This is a genomic window from Paraburkholderia sp. USG1 (assembly GCF_031570135.1).
GTDB lineage: Bacteria > Pseudomonadota > Gammaproteobacteria > Burkholderiales > Burkholderiaceae > Paraburkholderia > Paraburkholderia dioscoreae.
On record NZ_JAMWXW010000014.1, the window covers coordinates 154,254 to 174,448 of the forward strand.

General features: G+C 65.0%; 16 protein-coding genes. 8 read left to right on the forward strand and 8 right to left on the reverse strand.

The annotated features are described in order from the left end of the window. Positions 1-145: 145 nt before the first annotated feature. From def to NE850_RS20060, 6 genes are all read right to left on the reverse strand, one after another. A complete protein-coding gene (gene def / locus NE850_RS20035) occupies positions 146-679 on the reverse strand; it encodes a peptide deformylase (RefSeq protein ID WP_007181426.1) in 534 nt (177 codons plus the stop codon). Continuing rightward, complete coding sequence (gene ligA / locus NE850_RS20040; RefSeq protein WP_007181425.1) at positions 676-2,742, reverse strand: NAD-dependent DNA ligase LigA; 2,067 nt, start codon at positions 2,740-2,742, stop codon at positions 676-678. Before ligA ends, def begins: the two co-directional genes overlap by 4 nt. Before the next feature lie 188 nt (positions 2,743-2,930). Beyond that, the gene (locus NE850_RS20045; RefSeq protein ID WP_007181424.1) at positions 2,931-4,223 is read right to left on the reverse strand and encodes a cell division protein ZipA C-terminal FtsZ-binding domain-containing protein; all 1,293 of its coding nucleotides are present in this window, start codon (positions 4,221-4,223) and stop codon (positions 2,931-2,933) included. Positions 4,224-4,350: 127 nt separating this feature from the next. Further along, positions 4,351-7,869, reverse strand: a complete 3,519-nt coding sequence (gene smc, locus NE850_RS20050; RefSeq protein ID WP_035518561.1) for a chromosome segregation protein SMC — start codon at positions 7,867-7,869, stop codon at positions 4,351-4,353. A gap of 148 nt (positions 7,870-8,017) precedes the next feature. Next, the gene (locus tag NE850_RS20055) at positions 8,018-9,013 is read right to left on the reverse strand and encodes a DMT family transporter (RefSeq protein WP_310699297.1); all 996 of its coding nucleotides are present in this window, start codon (positions 9,011-9,013) and stop codon (positions 8,018-8,020) included. Further along, positions 9,010-9,249 carry a hypothetical protein gene (locus tag NE850_RS20060; RefSeq protein WP_007181421.1) on the reverse strand — a complete coding sequence of 80 codons (240 nt, stop codon included), beginning with the start codon at positions 9,247-9,249 and terminating at the stop codon, positions 9,010-9,012. The genes NE850_RS20055 and NE850_RS20060 overlap by 4 nt, the downstream gene beginning before the upstream one ends. A 320-nt stretch (positions 9,250-9,569) precedes the next feature. On the opposite strand from NE850_RS20060, the gene dapC reads away from it, so the two are divergent. From dapC to cls, 6 genes are all read left to right on the forward strand, one after another. Beyond that, positions 9,570-10,787: a succinyldiaminopimelate transaminase gene (gene dapC / locus NE850_RS20065; RefSeq protein ID WP_007181420.1), complete on the forward strand. Its 1,218-nt coding sequence runs from the start codon at positions 9,570-9,572 to the stop codon at positions 10,785-10,787. A gap of 70 nt (positions 10,788-10,857) precedes the next feature. After that, positions 10,858-11,685 carry a 2,3,4,5-tetrahydropyridine-2,6-dicarboxylate N-succinyltransferase gene (gene dapD, locus NE850_RS20070; RefSeq protein ID WP_007181419.1) on the forward strand — a complete coding sequence of 276 codons (828 nt, stop codon included), beginning with the start codon at positions 10,858-10,860 and terminating at the stop codon, positions 11,683-11,685. Further along, positions 11,685-12,050: an ArsC family reductase gene (locus NE850_RS20075; RefSeq protein WP_007181418.1), complete on the forward strand. Its 366-nt coding sequence runs from the start codon at positions 11,685-11,687 to the stop codon at positions 12,048-12,050. The genes dapD and NE850_RS20075 overlap by 1 nt, the downstream gene beginning before the upstream one ends. Positions 12,051-12,271: 221 nt before the next feature. Beyond that, positions 12,272-13,411 carry a succinyl-diaminopimelate desuccinylase gene (gene dapE, locus NE850_RS20080; RefSeq protein ID WP_035518560.1) on the forward strand — a complete coding sequence of 380 codons (1,140 nt, stop codon included), beginning with the start codon at positions 12,272-12,274 and terminating at the stop codon, positions 13,409-13,411. 17 nt (positions 13,412-13,428) lie between these two features. Further along, positions 13,429-14,313, forward strand: coding sequence for a 50S ribosomal protein L3 N(5)-glutamine methyltransferase (gene prmB / locus NE850_RS20085; RefSeq protein ID WP_165186271.1), 885 nt, complete (start codon positions 13,429-13,431; stop codon positions 14,311-14,313). Between the two features lie 145 nt (positions 14,314-14,458). Next, positions 14,459-15,910, forward strand: coding sequence for a cardiolipin synthase (cls, locus tag NE850_RS20090; RefSeq protein ID WP_007181415.1), 1,452 nt, complete (start codon positions 14,459-14,461; stop codon positions 15,908-15,910). 46 nt (positions 15,911-15,956) lie between these two features. On the opposite strand, the gene NE850_RS20095 is transcribed toward cls, so the two are convergent. Then, complete coding sequence (locus NE850_RS20095; RefSeq protein ID WP_007181414.1) at positions 15,957-16,436, reverse strand: glutathione peroxidase; 480 nt, start codon at positions 16,434-16,436, stop codon at positions 15,957-15,959. A gap of 135 nt (positions 16,437-16,571) precedes the next feature. Here NE850_RS20095 and NE850_RS20100 point away from each other — a divergent pair, with 135 nt between their 5' ends. Together NE850_RS20100 and NE850_RS20105 are read left to right on the forward strand one after the other, a co-directional pair. Continuing rightward, positions 16,572-18,545: an ATP-binding cassette domain-containing protein gene (locus NE850_RS20100; RefSeq protein ID WP_007181413.1), complete on the forward strand. Its 1,974-nt coding sequence runs from the start codon at positions 16,572-16,574 to the stop codon at positions 18,543-18,545. Between the two features lie 121 nt (positions 18,546-18,666). Next, positions 18,667-19,725 carry a CaiB/BaiF CoA-transferase family protein gene (locus NE850_RS20105; RefSeq protein WP_035518559.1) on the forward strand — a complete coding sequence of 353 codons (1,059 nt, stop codon included), beginning with the start codon at positions 18,667-18,669 and terminating at the stop codon, positions 19,723-19,725. Between the two features lie 141 nt (positions 19,726-19,866). Here NE850_RS20105 and NE850_RS20110 read toward each other — a convergent pair whose 3' ends face one another. Then, positions 19,867-20,145 carry a DUF2866 domain-containing protein gene (locus NE850_RS20110; protein WP_007181411.1) on the reverse strand — a complete coding sequence of 93 codons (279 nt, stop codon included), beginning with the start codon at positions 20,143-20,145 and terminating at the stop codon, positions 19,867-19,869. Positions 20,146-20,195 lie beyond the last annotated feature (50 nt).

A 20,195-nucleotide genomic window follows, 5' to 3' on the forward strand; every position in this document is an offset into this window, starting at 1 on the left:
GGCAAAATGCGGGGAAAATCGAGGCGGGATGTCAGGAGAACCCACCACCGGGGGAAGGTGGCGGCGGGGGCCTTGGCGGCTGCAACGACGACGACGGCAATGCGCGCGTTCGCCAACCGTCCCATCGCAGACCGCACGAAGGAAGTCAGTCGTCGCTATTCGGATCCATATCCGGAAACAGCACTTCCGTGAAGCCGAACTTCGCGAAATCATTGATCCGCATTGGATACAGTTTGCCGATCAGGTGATCGCATTCATGCTGCACGACGCGCGCGTGAAAACCTTCCGCAACGCGATCGATCGGTTTGCCGTATTGGTCGAAGCCGTGATACTTGATCATCGAAAACCGGCTCACCGCGCCGCGCAGGCCCGGCACCGACAGGCAGCCCTCCCAGCCCTCTTCCATGTCCTGCGAGACCGGCGTGATGGTCGGGTTGATCAGCACGGTTTCGGGCACCGGCGGTGCGTCCGGATAGCGTTCGTTGTGGCCGAAACCGAAGATCACCACCTGCAGATTGACGCCGATCTGCGGTGCGGCAAGGCCCGCGCCATTGGCGTCGTGCATGGTCTCGAACATGTCCTTCACGAGCTCATGCAGCTCGGGCGTGTCGAAGTGATCGACCGGATCGGCAATGCGCAACAGGCGCGGATCGCCCATCTTGAGAATTTCGCGGATCATAACTGCCCCTCCAGGAGCTTACGCATACCATCTTCGTCGAGTACGGGGATGCCGAGTTCCTCGGCCTTCGCCAACTTGCTGCCGGCTTCGGCCCCCGCCACCACATAATCCGTTTTCTTCGACACGGATCCCGCCACTTTCGCGCCTGCGGCTTCCAGCATTTCCTTCGCTTCTTCGCGGGCGAGGCTCGGCAAGGTGCCGGTCAGCACGACCGTCTTGCCGGCCAGCACGCCTTGCGGCGCTCTAGGCGCGGGCGGACCCTCCGGCCACGTAACCCGGCCCGGCGCGCGCAGTTGCTCGATCACCGTGCGGTTGTGCTCTTCGGCGAAGAACTGATGAATCGACTCGGCCACTACCGGCCCGACGTCGTTGACTTCCAGCAAGGCTTCCACCGAAGCCTCCATGATCGGATCCAGCGAGCCGAAATGTTTGGCCAGGTCTTTCGCCGTGGACTCGCCCACATGGCGAATGCCGAGCGCGTAAATAAAGCGCGCCAACGTGGTGTGCTTGGCCTTTTCGAGCGAATCGAGCAGGTTCTGCGCGGATTTCTCGGCAAAGCGGTCGAGTTCGGCGAGCGTCGCAAAGCCGAGGTTGAATAGATCGGCCGGTGTACGCACCAGATTCTGCTCGACCAGTTGATCGATGATCTTTTCGCCGAGGCCGTCGATATCCAGCGCGCGCCGCTGCGCGAAATGCCACAAGGCCTGCTTGCGCTGCGCGGGACAGAACAGGCCGCCGGTACAGCGCGCAATCGCCTCGTCCGGCAGCCGCTCGATGTTCGAGCCGCATACCGGGCAATGCGTGGGCATCACGAATTCGCGGGCGTCGTCGGGACGCCGGTCGAGCAGCGCGCTCACTACTTCGGGAATCACGTCGCCGGCACGCCGCACGATCACGGTGTCACCGATGCGAATATCCTTGCGCCGCACTTCGTCTTCGTTGTGCAGCGTGGCATTCGTGACCGTCGCGCCGCCCACGAACACCGGTTCCAACCGCGCCACCGGCGTGATCGCACCGGTGCGGCCGACCTGCACGTCGATCGCGACGAGCCGCGTGAGCGCTTCCTGCGCGGGGAATTTGTGCGCCAGCGCAAAACGCGGCGCGCGCGACACGAAGCCGAGCGCCTCCTGCTCATCGCGCCGGTTGACCTTGTAGACCACACCGTCGATGTCGTACGGCAGCTTCTCGCGCTTTTCGCCCACGGCGTGGAAAAAGCCCAGCAAACCCTCCGCGCCGTGCACCACCGCCCGTTCGCCATTCACCGGCAAGCCGAGTTCCTTGTACCAGTCGAGCAGTTCGCTATGCGTGGCCGGCATGTCCATGCCTTCGAGCACGCCGATCCCGTAAGAGAAAAACGACAGCGGCCGCTGCGCGGTGATCTTCGAATCGAGCTGCCGCAAGCTGCCCGCCGCCGCATTGCGCGGATTGGCGAATTCCTTCTGTTCCGCGGCCCGCTGGCGTTCGTTCAGGCGTTCGAAATCGCGCTTGAACATCAGCACTTCGCCGCGCACGTCGAGCACCTGCGGCACGCGTTTGCCTTTGAGCCTGAGCGGAATGGAGCGGATGGTGCGGACGTTTTCGGTAACGTTCTCGCCGGTCGTGCCGTCGCCGCGCGTGGACGCCTGGACGAACACGCCGTCGACATAACGCAGCGAAATGGCGAGACCGTCGAACTTCAGCTCGGCCGCGTATTCGACCGGCACCGGGGGCTCGCTCGCATTCTTGCCGAGCGCGTCGCCAACGCGCTTGTCGAACGCGACGATGTCCTCGTCCGCGAAACCGTTGTTCAGCGACAGCATGGGCTGCTCGTGCACGACCGGCTCGAAACCGCTTGCCGCCTCGCCGCCCACCCGCTGGGTGGGCGAATCCGGCACGATCAGGTCGGGATGTTCCGTCTCGATGCTCTCGAGTTCCTTGAACAGCCGGTCGTATTCCGCGTCGGGCAGATCCGGCTGGTCGAGCACGTAGTACGCGTAATTGGCGCGTTCGAGTTCCGCGCGCAGCCACGCGGCACGCTCTGCCGGGGCGCTGGTTGCGGGGGGTGAGACGGGGGTTCGGGCCATGCTGTCGGAAGGTTCTTCAGTGAAATTCAGACATTGGATTATCGCAGGAAGCGTGCCCCTTTACATCGGCCGAATGGCCAGTTTCGGCGCGTTGTGCGTCCGCTCGAAAGGTGCGCGCGAACTCGCCGCCTGAAACGACAGCGGCCGCACATCGTGCGGCCGCTGCAGACACCGGTAAAACGTAGAAATTACTGGCTGAACAACCGGCGCGTGGCCGGCGAACCCGCCGGGATGCCCGCCTGTTCGAGCTTCGCGTAGAGGGTCATCAGTTGCTTTTCGATTGCGAGCAACGCGGTTTCCGGCAACGGACGGCGGCCGTCGTCGACCACCCGGCCGCCAATGCGCTCGGCCAACGATTTCGCGTAGTCGCACATCAAGCGGAACGGCAGGATGTCTTCGTCGGCCACCGGCACGTCGAGCACCAGCGTGATCATCTGGCCGCCCTTGTAGGTGAGGTCGTCGCGCAGGAAGTTGGTGTCGCCGAATTGCAGCATGAACACCGGGCTTTGCCGCGCGTCGAGCTTGACGAAACGCGTACCGTCGCGCGACAGCAGCAGGCCGTCCTGCGAGGCGATTGCCTGCACGTAGTTGGCGGACCACGGCGCACCGTCGGAGAGCACGTTGATCGACAGCTGCGCGTCGCACTGCGCGGCAAAGCCGTCGAGTTCGCGCGCCATCGCGACCGTTTCGAGCATGTCCGGGAATTCCGGCGATGCATCCAGCGCGTCGGCAAATTGCTGCACGCCGGTCACGAATTCGGAAAACTCCAGTTCGTTGAGCGCGCCGCTGCGGTTCGCCAATTGCGCGGCCGCGCGCAACTCTTCATAACGCGCGCCGTTTTGCAGCAGTTCCCACGCGCCGCCTTCGAGTTTGCCCTCAATATGCACCGGCTTGCTGCCCGCGCGGCGCAGACGCTGCGCGAGCGGAATCACCTTGTCGCCGGCGACCGGGCCGTTCAGGCGGATCGGCACGATACAGTCGATGCGGCGATCGACGATAGCCGGCGGCGCCGATGAAATCGTCGTGGCGGCAGGCAGAATCGGTTCGACCGGCTCGTCGTCCTGGCGGGCGGCTGGCGCGGTCTTGCCGGCCTCCGCGTGATCGCCGCCTTCGGCTTGAGCGACGCCCTCGGCTTCCGGGTAGCCGTTCGGCGTGGTCGTCTCGGCCTGGATATCGGCCGGCGTATCGAGTGGCGCAGCCGTCGCCGCGGGGCTGCCGAACGTCGGCTCGACGCGCGCCGCCGTGGTTTGCTCCGCCGCTTCGGTGCCCACCACCGGTTCGCGGCGCATGGTGGGCCGGGCCGGCTCGATGAACGGGCTCTGTTCCTCCTGATCGTCCCGCGCGAAGTTTTCCGCGGCATCGGCCGGCATTGGCCGCGGCATCTTGCGACGCACCTTCGCGCCCTGCCACGCGTTGTACACGACCACGCCCCCGACCACCACGGCACCCGCGCCGATCAAACCGAGTGTCAACTCGTCCATGCATGCTCCATCAGCAATTCTTTTATCTGCGCGGCTTAGCGCCCGCCCCACGTGTCGCGCGGCCACCGGCCGCTGCGCTGAACGCGGACACCCGCGATTCCCGACTCAAACTCAACTCAAGCGAAACTCAAACGATATTCTGGGCGAAACCCGCAGCCGTTTCCATGTCGACGGCAACGATGCGCGACACGCCCTGCTCCTGCATGGTCACGCCGATCAATTGCTGCGCCATTTCCATCGCGATCTTGTTGTGCGAGATGAAAAGGAACTGGGTTTTGTCCGACATCGCACGCACGAGGTTCGCGAAACGTTCCGTGTTGGCGTCGTCGAGCGGCGCGTCCACTTCGTCGAGCAGACAGAACGGCGCGGGATTCAGCTGGAACATCGCGAACACCAGTGCGGTGGCCGTCAGCGCTTTTTCGCCGCCCGACAGCAGGTGAATCGTCGAATTCTTCTTACCCGGCGGCTGCGCCATCACCTGCACGCCGGCGTCGAGAATTTCGTCGCCCGTCATGATCAGCCGTGCCTGGCCGCCGCCGAAGAGACGCGGGAACAGTTCGCCGAAATGCTGGTTCACCTGGTCGAAGGTGCCTTGCAGCAGTGTGCGCGTTTCCGCGTCGATCTTGCGGATGGCGTCTTCGAGCGTTTCGATCGCGCTGTTCAGGTCGGTGGATTGCGCGTCGAGGAACGACTTGCGCTCGGTCGCCGCCTTCAGTTCGTCGAGCGCGGCCATGTTGACCGGACCGAGCGCGGTAATGGCGTTGTTGATGCGCGTGACCTCGCCCTGCAGGTACGACGGCTTCATGTCCGGCGTGAGCTTGGCTTGCAATTGCGCCTCATCGACGCCGGCTGCGGCGAGTTGCTCGATGAATTGCTCGCCGTTCAGGCGCGCCGCCTGTTCCTTCAGCTGCAATTCGTTGATGCGGTCGCGCAGCGGCTGCAACGCGCGCTCGGCGGTGAGACGCGTTTCGTCGGCGGCACGCAGCTTGGCGGTGAGATCGTCCAGTTCGAGGCGCGCGGCGTGCAGCGCTTCTTCCTTGACCGCGCGGATGTCGAGCGCGTCCTGCAAGCCGGTGTGCGCGGTCTGCTCGTTGATGGTTTCCAGCTCGGCGCGCGCATCTTCCAGCGACGCCGCTACACGCTCGCTCTGCTCGTGCGCGACCTGAATGCTGCGCTTCAGTTCGTCGATGCGGTTCGCCATGTTGCGCGCGGCAAAGCGCGCGTCGGTAGCGGCGCGGTCCAGATCGCGCGCCTGGCCGCGCGCGGCGGTGAGTTCTTCGTCGAGCGCTTCGAAGGCCAGTTGATGATCTTCGAAACGCGCCTGCAATTCGGCAAGCTCGCCGTCGTGACGCTCGAAGTTCGCTTCCGACTCCGCACGCATGGCGCGCTGCTCTTCGATCTGCGCGGTGATCTCTTCGAGTTCCTCGCGAATCTGTGTACTGCGCTGGGTGTAACGCTCGTGCGCCTGGGTGAGCTTGAGCACGTCCATTTGCAACGCGTGCACGCGCTGCGTGGCGCGCTCCGCCTGCTGACGCACATCGGTCAATGCCTGGGCGGCCTGCGTATGCGCGGCTTCGGCGCGGATCGCGGCGGCTTTCGCTTCGTCCGCGAGCAAGGCCTGCGCGCGAACCTGACGCGCCAGATTTTCGATTTCCTGCTGACGGGCCAGCATGCCGGCCTGTTCGGAGTCGGCGGCATACAGTTGCACGCCGACGCGCGTCACCACATGCCCCGCCTTGACGACGAACGAGCCGCCGTCCGGCAACTGCGAGCGCATGGCGAGCGCCTGCTGCAGATCGTCGGCGACGAACGAAAGGCCGAGCCAGTCGTTCAGCACCGCGCGGATGCCCGCGTCGTCGATCCGCACCAGCGACAGCAGCGGCCGCAGCGCGGGCGGCGTCGCAACCGGCTGGCCGGCCGCGGGCGGCGCGTAGAAGGCGAGCTTGGCGGGCGGTGCGTCGGTGGCGAATGCCTTGACCCAGTCGAGGTTCGACACTTCCAGCGCGGCGAGCCGCTCGCGCAGCACGGCTTCGAGCGCGGCTTCCCAACCGGCTTCGACATGCAGTTTCTTCCACAGACGCGGCAGGCCGTTCAGCTCGTGCTTTTCGAGCCACGGCTGGATCTTGCCTTCAGTCTGGACGTTTTCCTGCAACTGCTTGAGCGCGGCAAGGCGCGCGTCGAGCTGATGAATCTGCGAGCTTTCCGCCTGCACGCGCTCCTGCGCGGCGCGGCGCTCGCCGTCGAGGCGCGGCAGCGTTTCCTGCGCGTCGGCGAGACGCGTTTGCGCGTCGTGCAGAATTTCTTCATGCTCGGCGAGTTGCATGCGCAAGTCTTCGAGCTGCGCTTCGTCGGGTGCGTCGAGACCGCCCGCTTCCGATTTCAAGCGCTCATGACGCGCCTGCAGTTGCTGCAACTGCTGGTCGGCATTGCGCTGATGCGCAGCTTCAAGCTTGAGCGCCTGTTCGGTCTGCGCGATCCCGCCGCGCTCCGCGTTCAGCTCCGTCTGCGCGTCGCGCCAGCGCGCTTCGAGCGCGGGCATGGCGTCGTGTTTGGCGGCGGCTTCGTCTTCGGCCAGCGCGGCTTTTTCTTCGGCCACCGCCAGTTGTTCTTCAGCGTCCGCGAGATCGTCCTGCGCTTTTTGCGCCTGCGACTGCCATTGCTCGCGCTGCGCATTCAGCGCGGCGATCTGCGCCTGAACCCGATTGCGCGATTCGACGATGAACTTGATCTCGGCTTCGAGCCGGCTGACTTCCGAATTCGCCTCGTAGAGCGCGCCTTGCGCGCCCTGCATCGCGTCGCTGGCGGAGTAATGCGCGACGCGCAGCGTTTCGAGTTGCGCCTCGACTTCGCGCAGCTTCGCTGTGTGCGCTTCGAGGTCGATCTGGGCCTGTTCGATCGCGCGTTGCTGGCGCTCCTGCTCGCCGCCGGCTTCGTTCTTGCGCAACAGCCACAAGAGACGCTGCTTTTCTTCGCCGTCGGCCTGCAGTTCCTTGTAGCGCGTGGCGACCACGGCCTGCGTTTCCAGCTTCTCGAGGTTCGCGCCCAGTTCGCGGACGATGTCCTCGACCCGCGTCAGGTTCTCGCGCGTGTCGTGCAGACGGTTCTCGGTTTCGCGGCGGCGTTCCTTGTACTTCGATACGCCCGCGGCTTCTTCGAGGAACACGCGCAGCTCTTCCGGCTTCGCCTCGATCAGGCGCGCGATCATGCCCTGCCCGATGATCGCGTACGCGCGCGGCCCAAGACCGGTGCCGAGAAAAATGTCCTGAATGTCGCGGCGGCGCGCCGGCAGATTGTTGATGTAGTAGCTCGAGGTGCCGTCGCGCGTGAGCACGCGCTTCACGGCGATTTCGGCATACTGGCCCCACTGGCCCGCGGCCCGGCCGTCGGCGTTGTCGAACACCAGTTCGACGCTGGCGCGGCTACCGGGCTTGCGCGCGGTCGAGCCATTGAAGATCACGTCCTGCATCGACTCGCCGCGCAGCTCGGAGGCGCGCGATTCGCCGAGCACCCAGCGCACGGCGTCGATGATGTTGGACTTGCCGCACCCGTTCGGTCCGACCACACCGACTAGCTGGCCCGGAACCTGGAAATGCGTGGGATCGACGAATGACTTGAAGCCAGCGAGTTTGATCGAGGTCAGACGCACGGCGATTTCGCTGTTTGAAAAGGGAAAAAATGGGTGGCTCGTGAAGGCCGCGCCAGCCGTTCGCCGATAGAGCGACACGGCCCGCGAACCCTCGGGCCTCGGGTGCCGGCTTCATGCGGTGAAGCATGCGTCGGCCAATGAGGGGCAATCATACCATCGCGCGTGGACGGTTCTTGCCGTCCACGCGCTCGCCGGGGTCGGCACCGCGCTCGCCGGCGAGGCTCGCGTCCTGAATGGCCGGATCGGGCGGCATGGCCTTGGTCCGATGCACCCAACTGGAGAGCGCCGAGGCCAGCACGATGCACACGCCGCCCGCCCATTCGCGCGGCCCGGGCGTCTCGCCGGCGAAGAGCCAGGCCGACAACGCCGTGACCACGATCTCGAACAGCATGATGATCGACGCCCGGTTGGCCGGCACACGCGCGAGCCCGTACTGCACCAGCATATTGTTCGACGCCAGCAGAAAACCGAGGCCGAGCACCAGCCACGCGGCCGTGCCGAGATGCGCGCCGGTGGGCGGCGCGGGCATCGCCTCGAACAGCGAAGCACAGGCGCTGAAAATCGCCGCGCCGCCGAAGATCGTCGCGGTGCGCATTTCCGGCTTCATGTCAGGCAGCACGCGGCTCGTCTTGAGAATCAGCACGTTGCTCATGGCGAAGCCCATGCCGCCCGCGAGGCCCGCCCATTCGGCGAGATTGCCGGGCACCGGAATGCCCAGTTGCGGCGACCACAGCATGGTCATCGCACCGACGAGCGACAGCGCGGCGAGACCCGCGCCCGCCCAGGTGAGCCGCTCATGCAGGATGAAGTGCGCGAAGAGCGCGGTCCACGCCGGGGTGAGATAGAACAGCAGGAGCACGCGCATCACCTGGCCGTGAATCGAGCCCCACACGAAACCGAGGTTGGTGATGCCCGCCGCCAGCGCGAGCGCCGGCAGCAGCCAGTGCCAGCGCACGGTCCTGAGCGTTCGATAGCGCACCAGCAGCACAAACAGGCAGCCGGCGCCGCTCGTCAGCGCACTGGCGGCCGTGCCGGTCACGCCGAGGGCCGCCAGCATACGCAATGGATACCAGATCATTCCCCACACGGACGCGCCGAGCATGATCGCGAGCGTCGGCCAACTGTTGCGAAGCCAGCTGGTCATGGTGCGGGGCTCCTTGCAGCGGCGTTCGGCGTGTTTCCGTCGCGGACCGCGGTGCTCGTTGCAAAGGCGCTGGTGAAGTTCGGGCCGAGCACCGCGGCGTGTCTCGCCAAAGCGCCGGTGAAGTTCAGACCAAGGGCTGCGGCGTCTCTCGCAAAAGCGCCGGCGAAGTTCAGGCCGAGCACTGCGGCGCTCCTGCGCCTGTTCTGTGCGGATTTCTCCAGGACTGCTGCGTACATTGCTGCTCCTGCTACTTTCTTGCGCGAACCGCCTACGGTTCGCGTTGTTCCCGCTGCAGCGCATTGCCTGCGCCGCCTGGCGGGTTGCGCCGTGATTCGCCGGCGCGCTGTTGCTGGTCCATTGCGCGGGTGGCTACGCGCCGCGACATGCCCGACGCGCCCTGCTCACCACGCTATAATCATCTGCTCGCCGCTGCCGTCTGTCCGGCGCCTTTGTTGCCTGGGTGCCTTGGTCCGCCTCGTGCACTCAACGCCGGCATGCGTGCTTCGCTTTTCCTGCTTCCATCAGCGCTCATCTTCGATCAGGCTCGATCCGCCCAGTGAACCCGCTACTCGACTCCCTTCAGCCCTACCCGTTCGAAAAGCTGCGCGCGCTTTTCAAGGACGTCACGCCGAACGCCGACCACGCGCATATCAGCTTCGGCATCGGCGAGCCGAAACATCCCACGCCCGCGCTGATCCGCGACGCCGTGGTGGCCTCGCTCGGCGGCTTGTCCGCGTATCCGGCCACGATCGGATCGCCCGCCTTGCGCGAGTCGATCGCGAAGTGGGTCACGCAGCGCTACAACCTGCCACCGGTCGATCCGGCCACCCAGGTGCTGCCGGTATCGGGTTCGCGCGAGGCGCTGTTTTCCCTCGCCCAAACGGTGCTCGACCCGAAAAAGAATGCCGGCGGCGAGCCTGCGATCGTACTCTGTCCGAACCCGTTCTACCAAATCTACGAAGGCGCGGCGATTCTGGCCGGCGCGCAGCCGTATTTCGTGAATAGCGACCCGGCGCGCAACTTCGCCTGCGACTACTCGGCGGTGCCGGCCGACATCTGGGCGCGCACGCAACTGCTCTATGTCTGCTCGCCCGGCAATCCGACCGGCGCGGTGCTCACGCTCGACGACTGGCGCGAACTGTTCGCGCTGTCGGACCGCTACGGCTTCGTGATCGCCTCGGACGAGTGCTACTCCGAAATTTACTTCGACGAGGCCAACCCGCCGCTCGGCGGCCTGGAAGCGGCGCACCAACTCGGCCGCGGTTTCGAGCGGCTCGTCATGCTGTCGAGCCTGTCCAAGCGCTCGAACGTGCCGGGCATGCGCTCGGGTTTCGTCGCGGGCGACGCGGCGATTCTCAAGGACTTCCTGCTCTACCGGACCTACCACGGCACGGCCTTGTCGACGGTGTTCCAGAATGCCAGCATCGCGGCCTGGAACGACGAAGCGCACGTGCGCGAGAACCGCGCGAAGTACCTGCAGAAGTTTTCCACCGTCACGCCTATGCTCGCCGAGATACTCGACGTGCGCCTGCCGGACGCCGCGTTCTACCTGTGGGCGGACGTCTCGCGCACGGGCCTCACGGATACCGTGTTCGCCCAGCGCCTCTACGCCGACTATAATGTGACGGTTCTGCCGGGCTCGTTCCTCGCGCGCACTGCGCACGGCGTGAACCCCGGCCGCAATTTCGTGCGCATGGCGCTGGTCGCCGACGTCGACGAATGCACGCAGGGCGCGCAGCGGATCGTCGATTTTTGCCATGCGCTGGCGGGTTAGGGTTCGTCAACGGCCGCTGCGCACCGCATCCCCTTCTTCAGACTTCAACTCTCTTCGATAAAGCACGCATATGTCGCAACAACTTCAGCAGATCATTGACACCGCCTGGGAAAACCGCGCCGAGCTGTCGCCGAAGGCCGCTCCGGCCGACGTGCGCCAAGCCGTCGCCCACGCCATCGAGCAACTGGACAAGGGCCTGCTGCGCGTCGCCGAGAAGAAAGACGGCGACTGGGTCGTCAATCAGTGGCTGAAGAAAGCCGTGCTGCTGTCGTTCCGCCTGGAAGACAACGCGCCGATGCCGGCCGGCGGTTACTCGCAGTTCTACGACAAGGTGCCGTCGAAGTTCGCCAGCTACACCGCTGAAGACTTCGCCGCCGGCGGCTTCCGCGTGGTGCCGCCCGCCATTGCGCGCCGCGGCTCGTTCATCGCGAAGAACGTCGTGCTGATGCCGTCGTACACCAACATCGGCGCCTACGTGGACGAAGGCACGATGGTCGACACGTGGGCCACCGTCGGTTCGTGCGCGCAGATCGGCAAGAACGTGCACCTGTCGGGTGGCGTGGGCATCGGCGGCGTGCTGGAGCCGCTGCAGGCGAACCCGGTCATCATCGAAGACAACTGCTTTATCGGCGCGCGCTCGGAAGTGGTGGAAGGCGTGATCGTCGAAGAAAACTCGGTGATCTCGATGGGCGTGTACCTCGGCCAGAGCACCAGGATTTACGACCGCGAAACCGGCGAAGTCACGTACGGCCGCATTCCGGCGGGTTCGGTGGTGGTGGCGGGCAACCTGCCGTCCAAAGACGGCACGCACAGCCTGTACTGCGCCGTGATCGTCAAGAAGGTGGACGCCAAGACGCGTGCGAAGGTCGGCCTGAACGAGCTGCTGCGAGGCGACTGATGGCACGCGGCACCAAAACCGTCGTCTACGGCATTCCGAACTGCGACACCGTGAAAAAAGCCCGCGTGTGGCTGGAAGAGCACGGCGTCGAGTTCGAATTCCACGACTTCAAGAAACACGGCGTGACCGAACCGCTCGTGCAGGACTGGCTGAAGGACGTGAAGCTCGACACCTTGCTGAACCGTCGCGGCACCACATGGCGCGCTTTGTCCGACGACATGAAAGCGGCCGCGGACACGCAGTCGGGTGCGATCGCGTTGATGATCCACAAGCCGTCGGTGATCAAACGGCCTGTGCTGGTGGTCAACGGGCGCGTCAAGTCGCTCGGTTTTTCTGCGGACGAGTACGCAGCGCTGTTTGCGTAAGAGCAGCACGGTTCGTCAGATCCGGCGCGCGCAGAGCGCAGCGCCGGATCTGGTAGTCGTCTGGTGCGAATCCTGGCGCCGGCGCCGCAAACGCAAACGCAATACGTAGTGAAACCGCAGTGAAACGCGGCCTTGGCCGCGTGGCTCAAAAGCAGTTGCCGGCTGCGGTGTTCGACCGCCAGCCGGCATTTTTTCATTTCAAAGTGGCTTGTATCGAATCCATGTCCGGCACCCTCGCCCTTACCGAACAACTGATCGCGCGCGCCTCCGTCACGCCCGACGACCAGCATTGCCAGCGCCTCCTGATCGAACGCCTGGCCGCGCTCGGCTTCGAGCACGAGACGATCGAATCGAACGGCGTCACCAACCTGTGGGCCGTCAAACGCGGCGTCGACGGCACTGCTGGCAAGCTGCTCGCGTTCGCCGGCCATACCGACGTGGTGCCGACCGGCCCGCTCGAACAATGGCACTCGGCGCCGTTCGAGCCGACCCATCGTGACGGCAAGCTGTACGGCCGCGGCGCGGCGGACATGAAAGCGTCGATCGCGGGCTTCGTGGTGGCGAGCGAGGAGTTCGTCGCCGCGCACCCGGCGCACCGCGGCTCGATCGCCTTCCTGATCACGAGCGACGAAGAAGGCCCCGCCACCGACGGCACCATCAAGGTCGTCGAGGCCTTGCAGGCGCGCGGCGAGCGCATGGACTACTGCATCGTCGGCGAACCGACTTCGAGCGCGCAGCTCGGCGACATGGTGAAGAACGGCCGGCGCGGTTCGATGTCGGGCAAGCTGATCGTCAAAGGCGTGCAAGGCCATATCGCCTACCCGCATCTGGCGAAAAACCCGGTGCATCTGCTCGCGCCAGCGCTCGCCGAACTGGTGGCCGAACGCTGGGACGACGGCAACGAATATTTCCCGCCCACCACGTGGCAGGTGTCGAACATTCACAGCGGCACCGGCGCGACCAACGTGATTGCCGGCCATGCGGACGTGATGTTCAACTTCCGCTTCTCGACGGCAAGCACGGTGGAAGGTTTGCAGGCCCGCGTCCACGCGATCCTCGACAAACACGAGCTCGACTACGACCTGCAATGGACCGTGAGCGGCCTGCCGTTCCTCACGCCGCGCGGCGATCTGTCGAACGCGCTCGCCACGGCGATCAAGGACGAAACCGGCGTTACCACCGAACTGTCGACCACCGGCGGCACCTCGGACGGCCGCTTCATCGCGCGCATCTGCCCGCAGGTGATCGAATTCGGCCCGCTGAACGCCAGCATCCACAAGATCGACGAACATATCGAAGTCGCACACATCGAGCCGCTGAAAAACGTGTATCGCCGCGTGCTCGAACAACTGATTGCGTGACCCAAGGACTATTTGCGATGACGCTCCCGTTTTCCACCGTTCGCGACCTGCTGCGTTTCGCGGTCTCGCGCTTCAACCAGGCCGATCTGTCGTTCGGCCACGGTTCGGCCAATGCTTACGACGAAGCCGCCTATCTGGTCCTGCACACGCTGCATCTGCCGCTCGATCTGCTGGAGCCGTTTCTCGACGCGCGTTTGAGCGCCGCTGAAATAGACGCCGTGCTGAACGTGATCGAGCGCCGCGCCACCGAGCGCGTGCCGGCCGCTTACATCACGCAGGAAGCCTGGATGCACGGCTTCCGCTTCTATGTGGATGAGCGCGTGATCGTGCCGCGCTCGTTCATCGGCGAATTGCTGCAGGACGGTTTGCAGCCCTACGTGGAAGATCCCGAGCAGGTAAGCGCCGTGCTGGAGTTGTGCACCGGCTCGGGCTGCCTCGCGATTCTCGCGGCCCACGCGTTTCCGAACGCGGACATCGACGCGGTGGATCTGTCCGCGCCCGCGCTGGAAGTCGCCATGCGCAACGTCACGGACTACAAACTCGACGACCGCATCGCGCTGTTCGAAGGCGATCTGTACGCGCCGCTCGCCGAGCGCCGCTACGACGTGATCATTACCAATCCGCCGTACGTGAACGCGGCGTCGATGCAGGAACTGCCCGCCGAATACCGGCACGAGCCGGATATGGCGCTGGCGGGCGGCGCCGACGGCATGGACATCGTGCGCCGGATCATCGCCGATGCGCGCAACTGGCTCACCGACGACGGCGTGCTGGTCGTTGAAATCGGCAATGAGCGTCAGCACGTGGAAGCGGCGTTTGGCGGCCTCGATCTGGTCTGGCTGTCGACCAGTGCCGGCGACGACAACGTGTTCCTGATCCAGGCGGCTGATTTGCCGGTCTGAAGTTTTGCTGCATTCGCGCACGAAACCACGAAGCCTGACCGGAACGCGCCCCCAAAGCACGCACGTTCGGTAAGATAGGCGCGGTCAGCTACCCGGCGCTCATCGAACCGGCCCGGGTAGCGCTTCGCCAACCCTTCGTCCACCTATGCAATTCGACCTGCTTCACATCGGCACGCTGGTCGCCCTCTGCCACATTCTCGGCGTGGTCGCGGCGTGTCATGCGATTCTCAACACCCGCACGTCGCAAGGTGCGATTGCGTGGGCCGTGTCGCTGGTCGCGATGCCTTATCTGACGCTGGTGCCGTATCTGTTCCTCGGCCGCAGCAAGTTTGCCGGCTACGCGGACGCGCGCCGGGTCGAGAACGAACTGCTGCGCACGCGCGCGCATCCGCCGGAATGGGACACGCAGGCTTCGTCGGAAAGGCTGCCCACGCAGGAGCTCGGCGGCAGGCTCGTGCATTCGCTCACGCGCCTCGGCGGCATGCCGTTTCTGCCCGGCAACACGGTGCGCACGCTGGTCAACGGCGCGGCAACCTTCGAGGCCATCTTCCAGGCGATCGAGGGCGCGCGCCGCTACGTCATCGTGCAGTTCTTCATCGTGCGCGACGACGCGCTCGGCGAAATGCTCAAAGACACGCTGATCGCAAAAGCACAGCAAGGGGTGCGCGTCTACTTCCTGTACGACAGCATCGGCAGCTTCGATCTGCCCCACCGCTATGTGGCAGCACTGCGCGCGGCGGGCGTGGAGACGCATCCGTTCGCTACCCATCGCCGCTTCGTCAACCGTCTGCAAGTGAATTTCCGCAATCACCGCAAGATCGTTTCGGTGGACGGCGAACGCGCGTTTGTCGGCGGACACAACGTGGGCGTGGAATATCTGGGCGGCAAGCCGCCGCTTTCGCCGTGGCGCGATACGCATATCGAAGTGCGCGGCCCGGCGGTCGCCAGCATCCAGTTCGTGTTCACCGAAGACTGGCACTGGGCCACCCAGCGGTTGCCCGAGTTCGACATACCACCCGCTCCGGCCGCCGATCCCGCGGCCGGCCAGGGCATGCATTGCCTCGTCGTGCCTAGCGGCCCGGCGGACAAGCAGGAGACCTGTTCGCTCTTTTTCGTCGAAGCGATCAATGCGGCGCGCGAGCGGATCTGGATCACCTCGCCCTACCTGATCCCCGATGAAGCGGTGTTCTCGGCGTTGCGGCTCGCGGTGCTGCGCGGCGTGGACGTGCGCATTCTGATTCCGAGCCGGCGCGATCACCTCGTCGTGTTCGCCGCGTCGAAACTGTATGCGTATGACTCGCTGCGCGCGGGGATCCGGATCTTCCGCTACCAGCCGGGCTTCCTGCATCAGAAGGTCGTGCTGATCGACAGCGTGGCTGCGGCCATCGGCAGCGCCAATCTCGACAACCGCTCGTTCCGGCTGAACTTCGAGATCATGGTGCTGACCGTGGATCGCGGCTTTGCCAAAGAGGTCGAAACAATGCTGCTGGCCGACTTCGCCGAATCGCGCGAAATCGACCGCAATGAATACCGGCAGGCAGGCGCCTTGAAGCGCGTGCTGATGCACGTGGCGCGGCTCTTTTCACCCATCCTGTAGAGGCCGCCGTGACGCAACGCCAAGCCGCCGTCGCCGTACCGTGGCTTCACAGCAGCTTTTCGATATCCTCGGTAATCGCCTCGGGCTTCGTCAGCGGCGCATAACGCTTCACCACATTGCCCTCACGGTCAATCAGGAACTTGGTGAAGTTCCACTTGATCGCCTCGAGACCCAGCACGCCCGGCGCCTCGCCCGTCAGATAACGGAATAGCGGATGCGCGTTCGCACCGTTCACGTCCACCTTGTCGAACATCGGGAACGTCACGCCGTAATTCTTTTCGCAGAAGCTGCCGATCTGCGCGGCGTCGCCCGGCTCCTGCTTGCCGAACTGGTTGCACGGAAAGCCGAGTACCGCGAGCCCGCGCGCCGCGTAGGTCTCGTACAGCTTTTGCAAGCCGGCGTATTGCGGCGTGAACCCGCATTCGCTCGCCGTGTTGACGATCAGCAAAACCTTGCCGCTATATTGCTCGAGGCTCACTTCCTCGCCGCCGAGCGTGCGTGCCGAAAACGAATAAATCGATGTCATGGGCTCCCCCCGTGAAAGCCGTCAGTCTATGCCAAAAGCTGCGCCGGTACAGTCGGCCGAATGACCGATCCCGCTTGAGCGCCCGGTGTCGGGCCCGGCAGTCTAAAATAGCGGTTTTCTCCAGCCGGCCTCTTCGTGATCCGCTTTAACCAGTTCAGCCTCGCGCGCGGCACCAAGCCGCTCTTCGACCACACCACGTTCACCCTCAACCCCGGCGAAAAGGCCGGCCTGGTGGGGGCGAACGGCGCGGGCAAGTCGACGCTGTTCGCCGTGCTGCGCGGCGAACTGCATGCGGACGGCGGCGATTTTTCAATCCCGCCGACCTGGCAGATCGCCCACGTCGCGCAGGAAACGCCTGCCGCGGACAAGACCGCCCTCGCCTACACGCTGGACGGCGATGCCGCGCTGCGTACGATCGAAGCGCGCATTGCCGCCGCCTCCGCCGCCCATGACGGCGCGGCCGAAGGCGAAGCGCACGCCGCGTTCGCCGACGCCGACGGCTACACCGCGCCCGCGCGCGCCGAAGCGCTGCTGCTCGGTCTGGGCTTCACGCTCGAACAGACGCGCGAACCGGTCAGCAGCTTTTCAGGCGGCTGGCGCATGCGGCTGAATCTCGCGCAGGCGCTGATGTGCCGCTCCGACCTGCTGCTGCTCGACGAACCGACCAATCACCTGGATCTCGACGCGATCGTCTGGCTCGAAGACTGGCTGCACCGTTATCCGGGTACGCTGATCGTGATCTCGCACGACCGCGAATTCCTCGACTCGGTCTGCAATGTCACGCTGCATCTGGAGCAGCAGCAGATCAAGCGCTACGGCGGCAATTATTCGCAATTCGAAGTGCTGCGCGCGCAGCAGATCGCGCTGCAACAAAGCGCGTACGAAAAACAGCAGCGCACGGTCGAGCATCTGCAAAGCTATATCAACCGCTTCAAGGCGCAGGCCACCAAGGCGCGCCAGGCGCAAAGCCGCGTCAAGGCGCTGGAAAAGATGGAGCTGATCGCGCCGGCGCATGCGGCCTCGCCGTTCACGTTCGAGTTCCGCACCCCCGATTCCGCGCCGAATCCGATGATGGTGATGGAAGACGTGCGCTGCGGCTATCGCAGCGAGAGCGAACCGGGCGTCGAGATTCCGATCGTCGACCACGTCATGCTGTCCATCCAGAACGGTCAGCGCATCGGCCTGCTTGGCGCAAACGGCCAGGGCAAGTCCACGCTGATCAAGACGCTCGCCGGCACGCTCGAACCGCTCGGCGGCCACGTGCGGGAAGGCAAGGGGCTGCGCATCGGCTACTTCGCGCAACACCAGCTCGAAACATTGCGTCCGGACGACACGCCGTTGCAGCACCTCGCGCGCCTCGCACCGGACACGCGCGAACAGGAATTGCGCGACTTCCTCGGCAGCTTCAATTTTTCCGGTGAGATGGCGACCTCGAAAATCGCGCCCTTCTCCGGAGGCGAAAAGGCCCGCCTCGCGCTCGCGCTGATCATCTGGCAAAAGCCGAACCTGCTGCTGCTCGACGAACCGACCAACCACCTGGATCTCGAAACGCGTCACGCGCTGACTATGGCGCTCGCGCAGTTCGAAGGCACGCTGATTCTGGTGTCGCACGACCGGCATCTGCTGCGTGCCACCACTGATCAATTCATGCTGGTCGCGAAACATCGCCTGCAAGAGTTCGACGGCGATCTCGACGACTACCGCGACTGGCTGCTGCAACATGCGGCCGAACAACGCGCCGCGCTCAAGGCGGGCACGGCGTCGAACGCTGGCAATGGTGGCAATGGAGGCAACGGCAGTGACGGCGGCGCGGACAACGGCGTGAACCGCAAGGAACAGCGGCGCCTCGAAGCCGAAACGCGTCAAAAGCTCGCGCACCTGAAAAAGCCGCTGCAAAGCCGGATTACGAAGATCGAAAAGGAAATGGACGCGCTCAACGCGGAGAAGACGACGCTCGACGCGTTCGTCGTCGATCCGGCGAGTTACGAGCCCGGGCAGAAAAGCAAACTGACGGAGGCGATCCGCCGTCAGGCAGATGTGAACGCGCGCCTCGAAGCGCTCGAAGCCGAATGGCTCGAGACGCACGAGGAACTCGAACAGATCGGCTAGCGGCACGCTGTTTCAGGTCCGCGCCGGCATCGACGAGAGGTTGGCTTTGTCTTCTGCGACATCATCCGTCTCACCGCCTGCATCATCGGCCATCTCATCGGCCACACCGACACCGCCCGCGCTGCAAGGACTGCGCGTGCTCGACCTGACGCGCCTGCTGCCGGGCCCGGTTGCCGCCTTGCGGCTTGCCGAGCTGGGCGCCGACGTGCTCAAAATCGAAGCACCCGGCGCCGGTGACCCCACCCGCACGATGATGCAATCGTCGAGCGACCGCGTGGCGGGCCGGCCCGGCGCGTTTTACCGGCTGGTGAATCGCGGCAAGCGCGAAACGCGCCTCGACCTCAAATCCGAGGCGGGACGCAACGTGCTGTGCGCGCTCGCCGCCGAAGCGGACGTGCTGATCGAGAGTTTCCGGCCCGGCGTGATGGAGCGGCTCGGCATCGGCTACGAAACGTTGCATGCCATCAATCCCCGGCTGGTCTATTGCGCAATCAGCGGATATGGCGCGAGCGGGCCGTTCGTCGACCATGCCGGCCACGATCTCAACTACATCGGCTACGCAGGCGTGCTCGATCAACTGGCGGGCCGCGACGGCGCGCCGATCCTGCCGAATTTCCAGATCGCCGATCTGCTCGGCGGCGCCCTGAGCGCGGTCACGCAGATTCTCGCGGCGTTATGGCATGTGTCGCGCGGCGGCGAAGGCCGCTTCGTCGACGTGTCCATGACGCATGTCACCTACGCGCACAACGTCGTGGCGCAGGTCGCGCTCGCCAACGACGGCGCGGTGCCAGCGGCCGGCGGCAGTCTGCTGAATGGCGGCGTGCCCTGCTACAACCTCTACCGCACGCTCGATAACCGCTGGCTCGCGGTCGGCGCGCTCGAACTGAAGTTCTGGGAAACGCTCTGCATGGCGCTCGACCGGCCCGAATGGGCGACGCGCCACTGGAGTCTCGGCCAGGCCATCGGCGGCCCGGACGCCGCCGCGCTCACGCAGGAACTCGCCGACGTGATCGGCAAGCGTGCGCTGGAAGAATGGGTTGCGATGCTGGAGCCGCTCGACTGCTGTGTCTCGCCGGTGCTCACGCCGGCCGAGGCGGCGCGGCATCCGCTGTTCAATCCGCAGGCTGACGATACGGCGAATGCGGGCGGCGAAGACGAGGAAGAGCGGTCGATCCGGTAACGTGGGGATATGTGCGCTGCGGGTACTGTTCAGTTTGAGCGGCAAATCTGCAGTCGATCCGCGCAGCGCGCTCGTCTCAGTTCGTCTCACAACGAGAACCGCCCAATACTTTCCGGCACGGCCCACCCCGCCCTAACAACCTCAGCGCCGCGCCACCGTCTGCCGCGGCAAGGTCTGACGCGGCGTCTTTTCATCGTCGTACAGCATGTGCTTACGGCCTTCCACATGACGGTCGATGGTCGCACGGACTTCGGCGGCGGTGGCGTCTTCGGCCACGACTCGCCGTGAAATCTGCCCCGCTGTGTCGATCCATTCGACGATCCGGCAGGCGCCGCCCCATGGCTGGCGAATGGGCGCGGAGACACGGCAGCCGCGCACCTGTATTGGCCGCTCGGCTACGGTTTCATATGACTGTTTCAAGGCGCGATCCTTTTTCGGGCATCAGAAGGGATGCAGACCCTCGCAGCTTA

Excerpts from the sequence above, each read along its gene's own strand:
- dapE (WP_035518560.1), top strand. The coding sequence starts at position 12,272 with ATGTCCGGCACCCTCGCCCTTACCGAACAACTGATCGCGCGCGCCTCC.
- NE850_RS20060 (WP_007181421.1), bottom strand. The coding sequence starts at position 9,249 with ATGTACGCAGCAGTCCTGGAGAAATCCGCACAGAACAGGCGCAGGAGC.
- cls (WP_007181415.1), top strand. The coding sequence starts at position 14,459 with ATGCAATTCGACCTGCTTCACATCGGCACGCTGGTCGCCCTCTGCCAC.
- dapD (WP_007181419.1), top strand. The coding sequence starts at position 10,858 with ATGTCGCAACAACTTCAGCAGATCATTGACACCGCCTGGGAAAACCGC.
- prmB (WP_165186271.1), top strand. The coding sequence starts at position 13,429 with ATGACGCTCCCGTTTTCCACCGTTCGCGACCTGCTGCGTTTCGCGGTC.
- NE850_RS20095 (WP_007181414.1), bottom strand. The coding sequence starts at position 16,436 with ATGACATCGATTTATTCGTTTTCGGCACGCACGCTCGGCGGCGAGGAA.
- NE850_RS20045 (WP_007181424.1), bottom strand. The coding sequence starts at position 4,223 with ATGGACGAGTTGACACTCGGTTTGATCGGCGCGGGTGCCGTGGTGGTC.
- ligA (WP_007181425.1), bottom strand. The coding sequence starts at position 2,742 with ATGGCCCGAACCCCCGTCTCACCCCCCGCAACCAGCGCCCCGGCAGAG.
- NE850_RS20075 (WP_007181418.1), top strand. The coding sequence starts at position 11,685 with ATGGCACGCGGCACCAAAACCGTCGTCTACGGCATTCCGAACTGCGAC.
- def (WP_007181426.1), bottom strand. The coding sequence starts at position 679 with ATGATCCGCGAAATTCTCAAGATGGGCGATCCGCGCCTGTTGCGCATT.
- NE850_RS20055 (WP_310699297.1), bottom strand. The coding sequence starts at position 9,013 with ATGACCAGCTGGCTTCGCAACAGTTGGCCGACGCTCGCGATCATGCTC.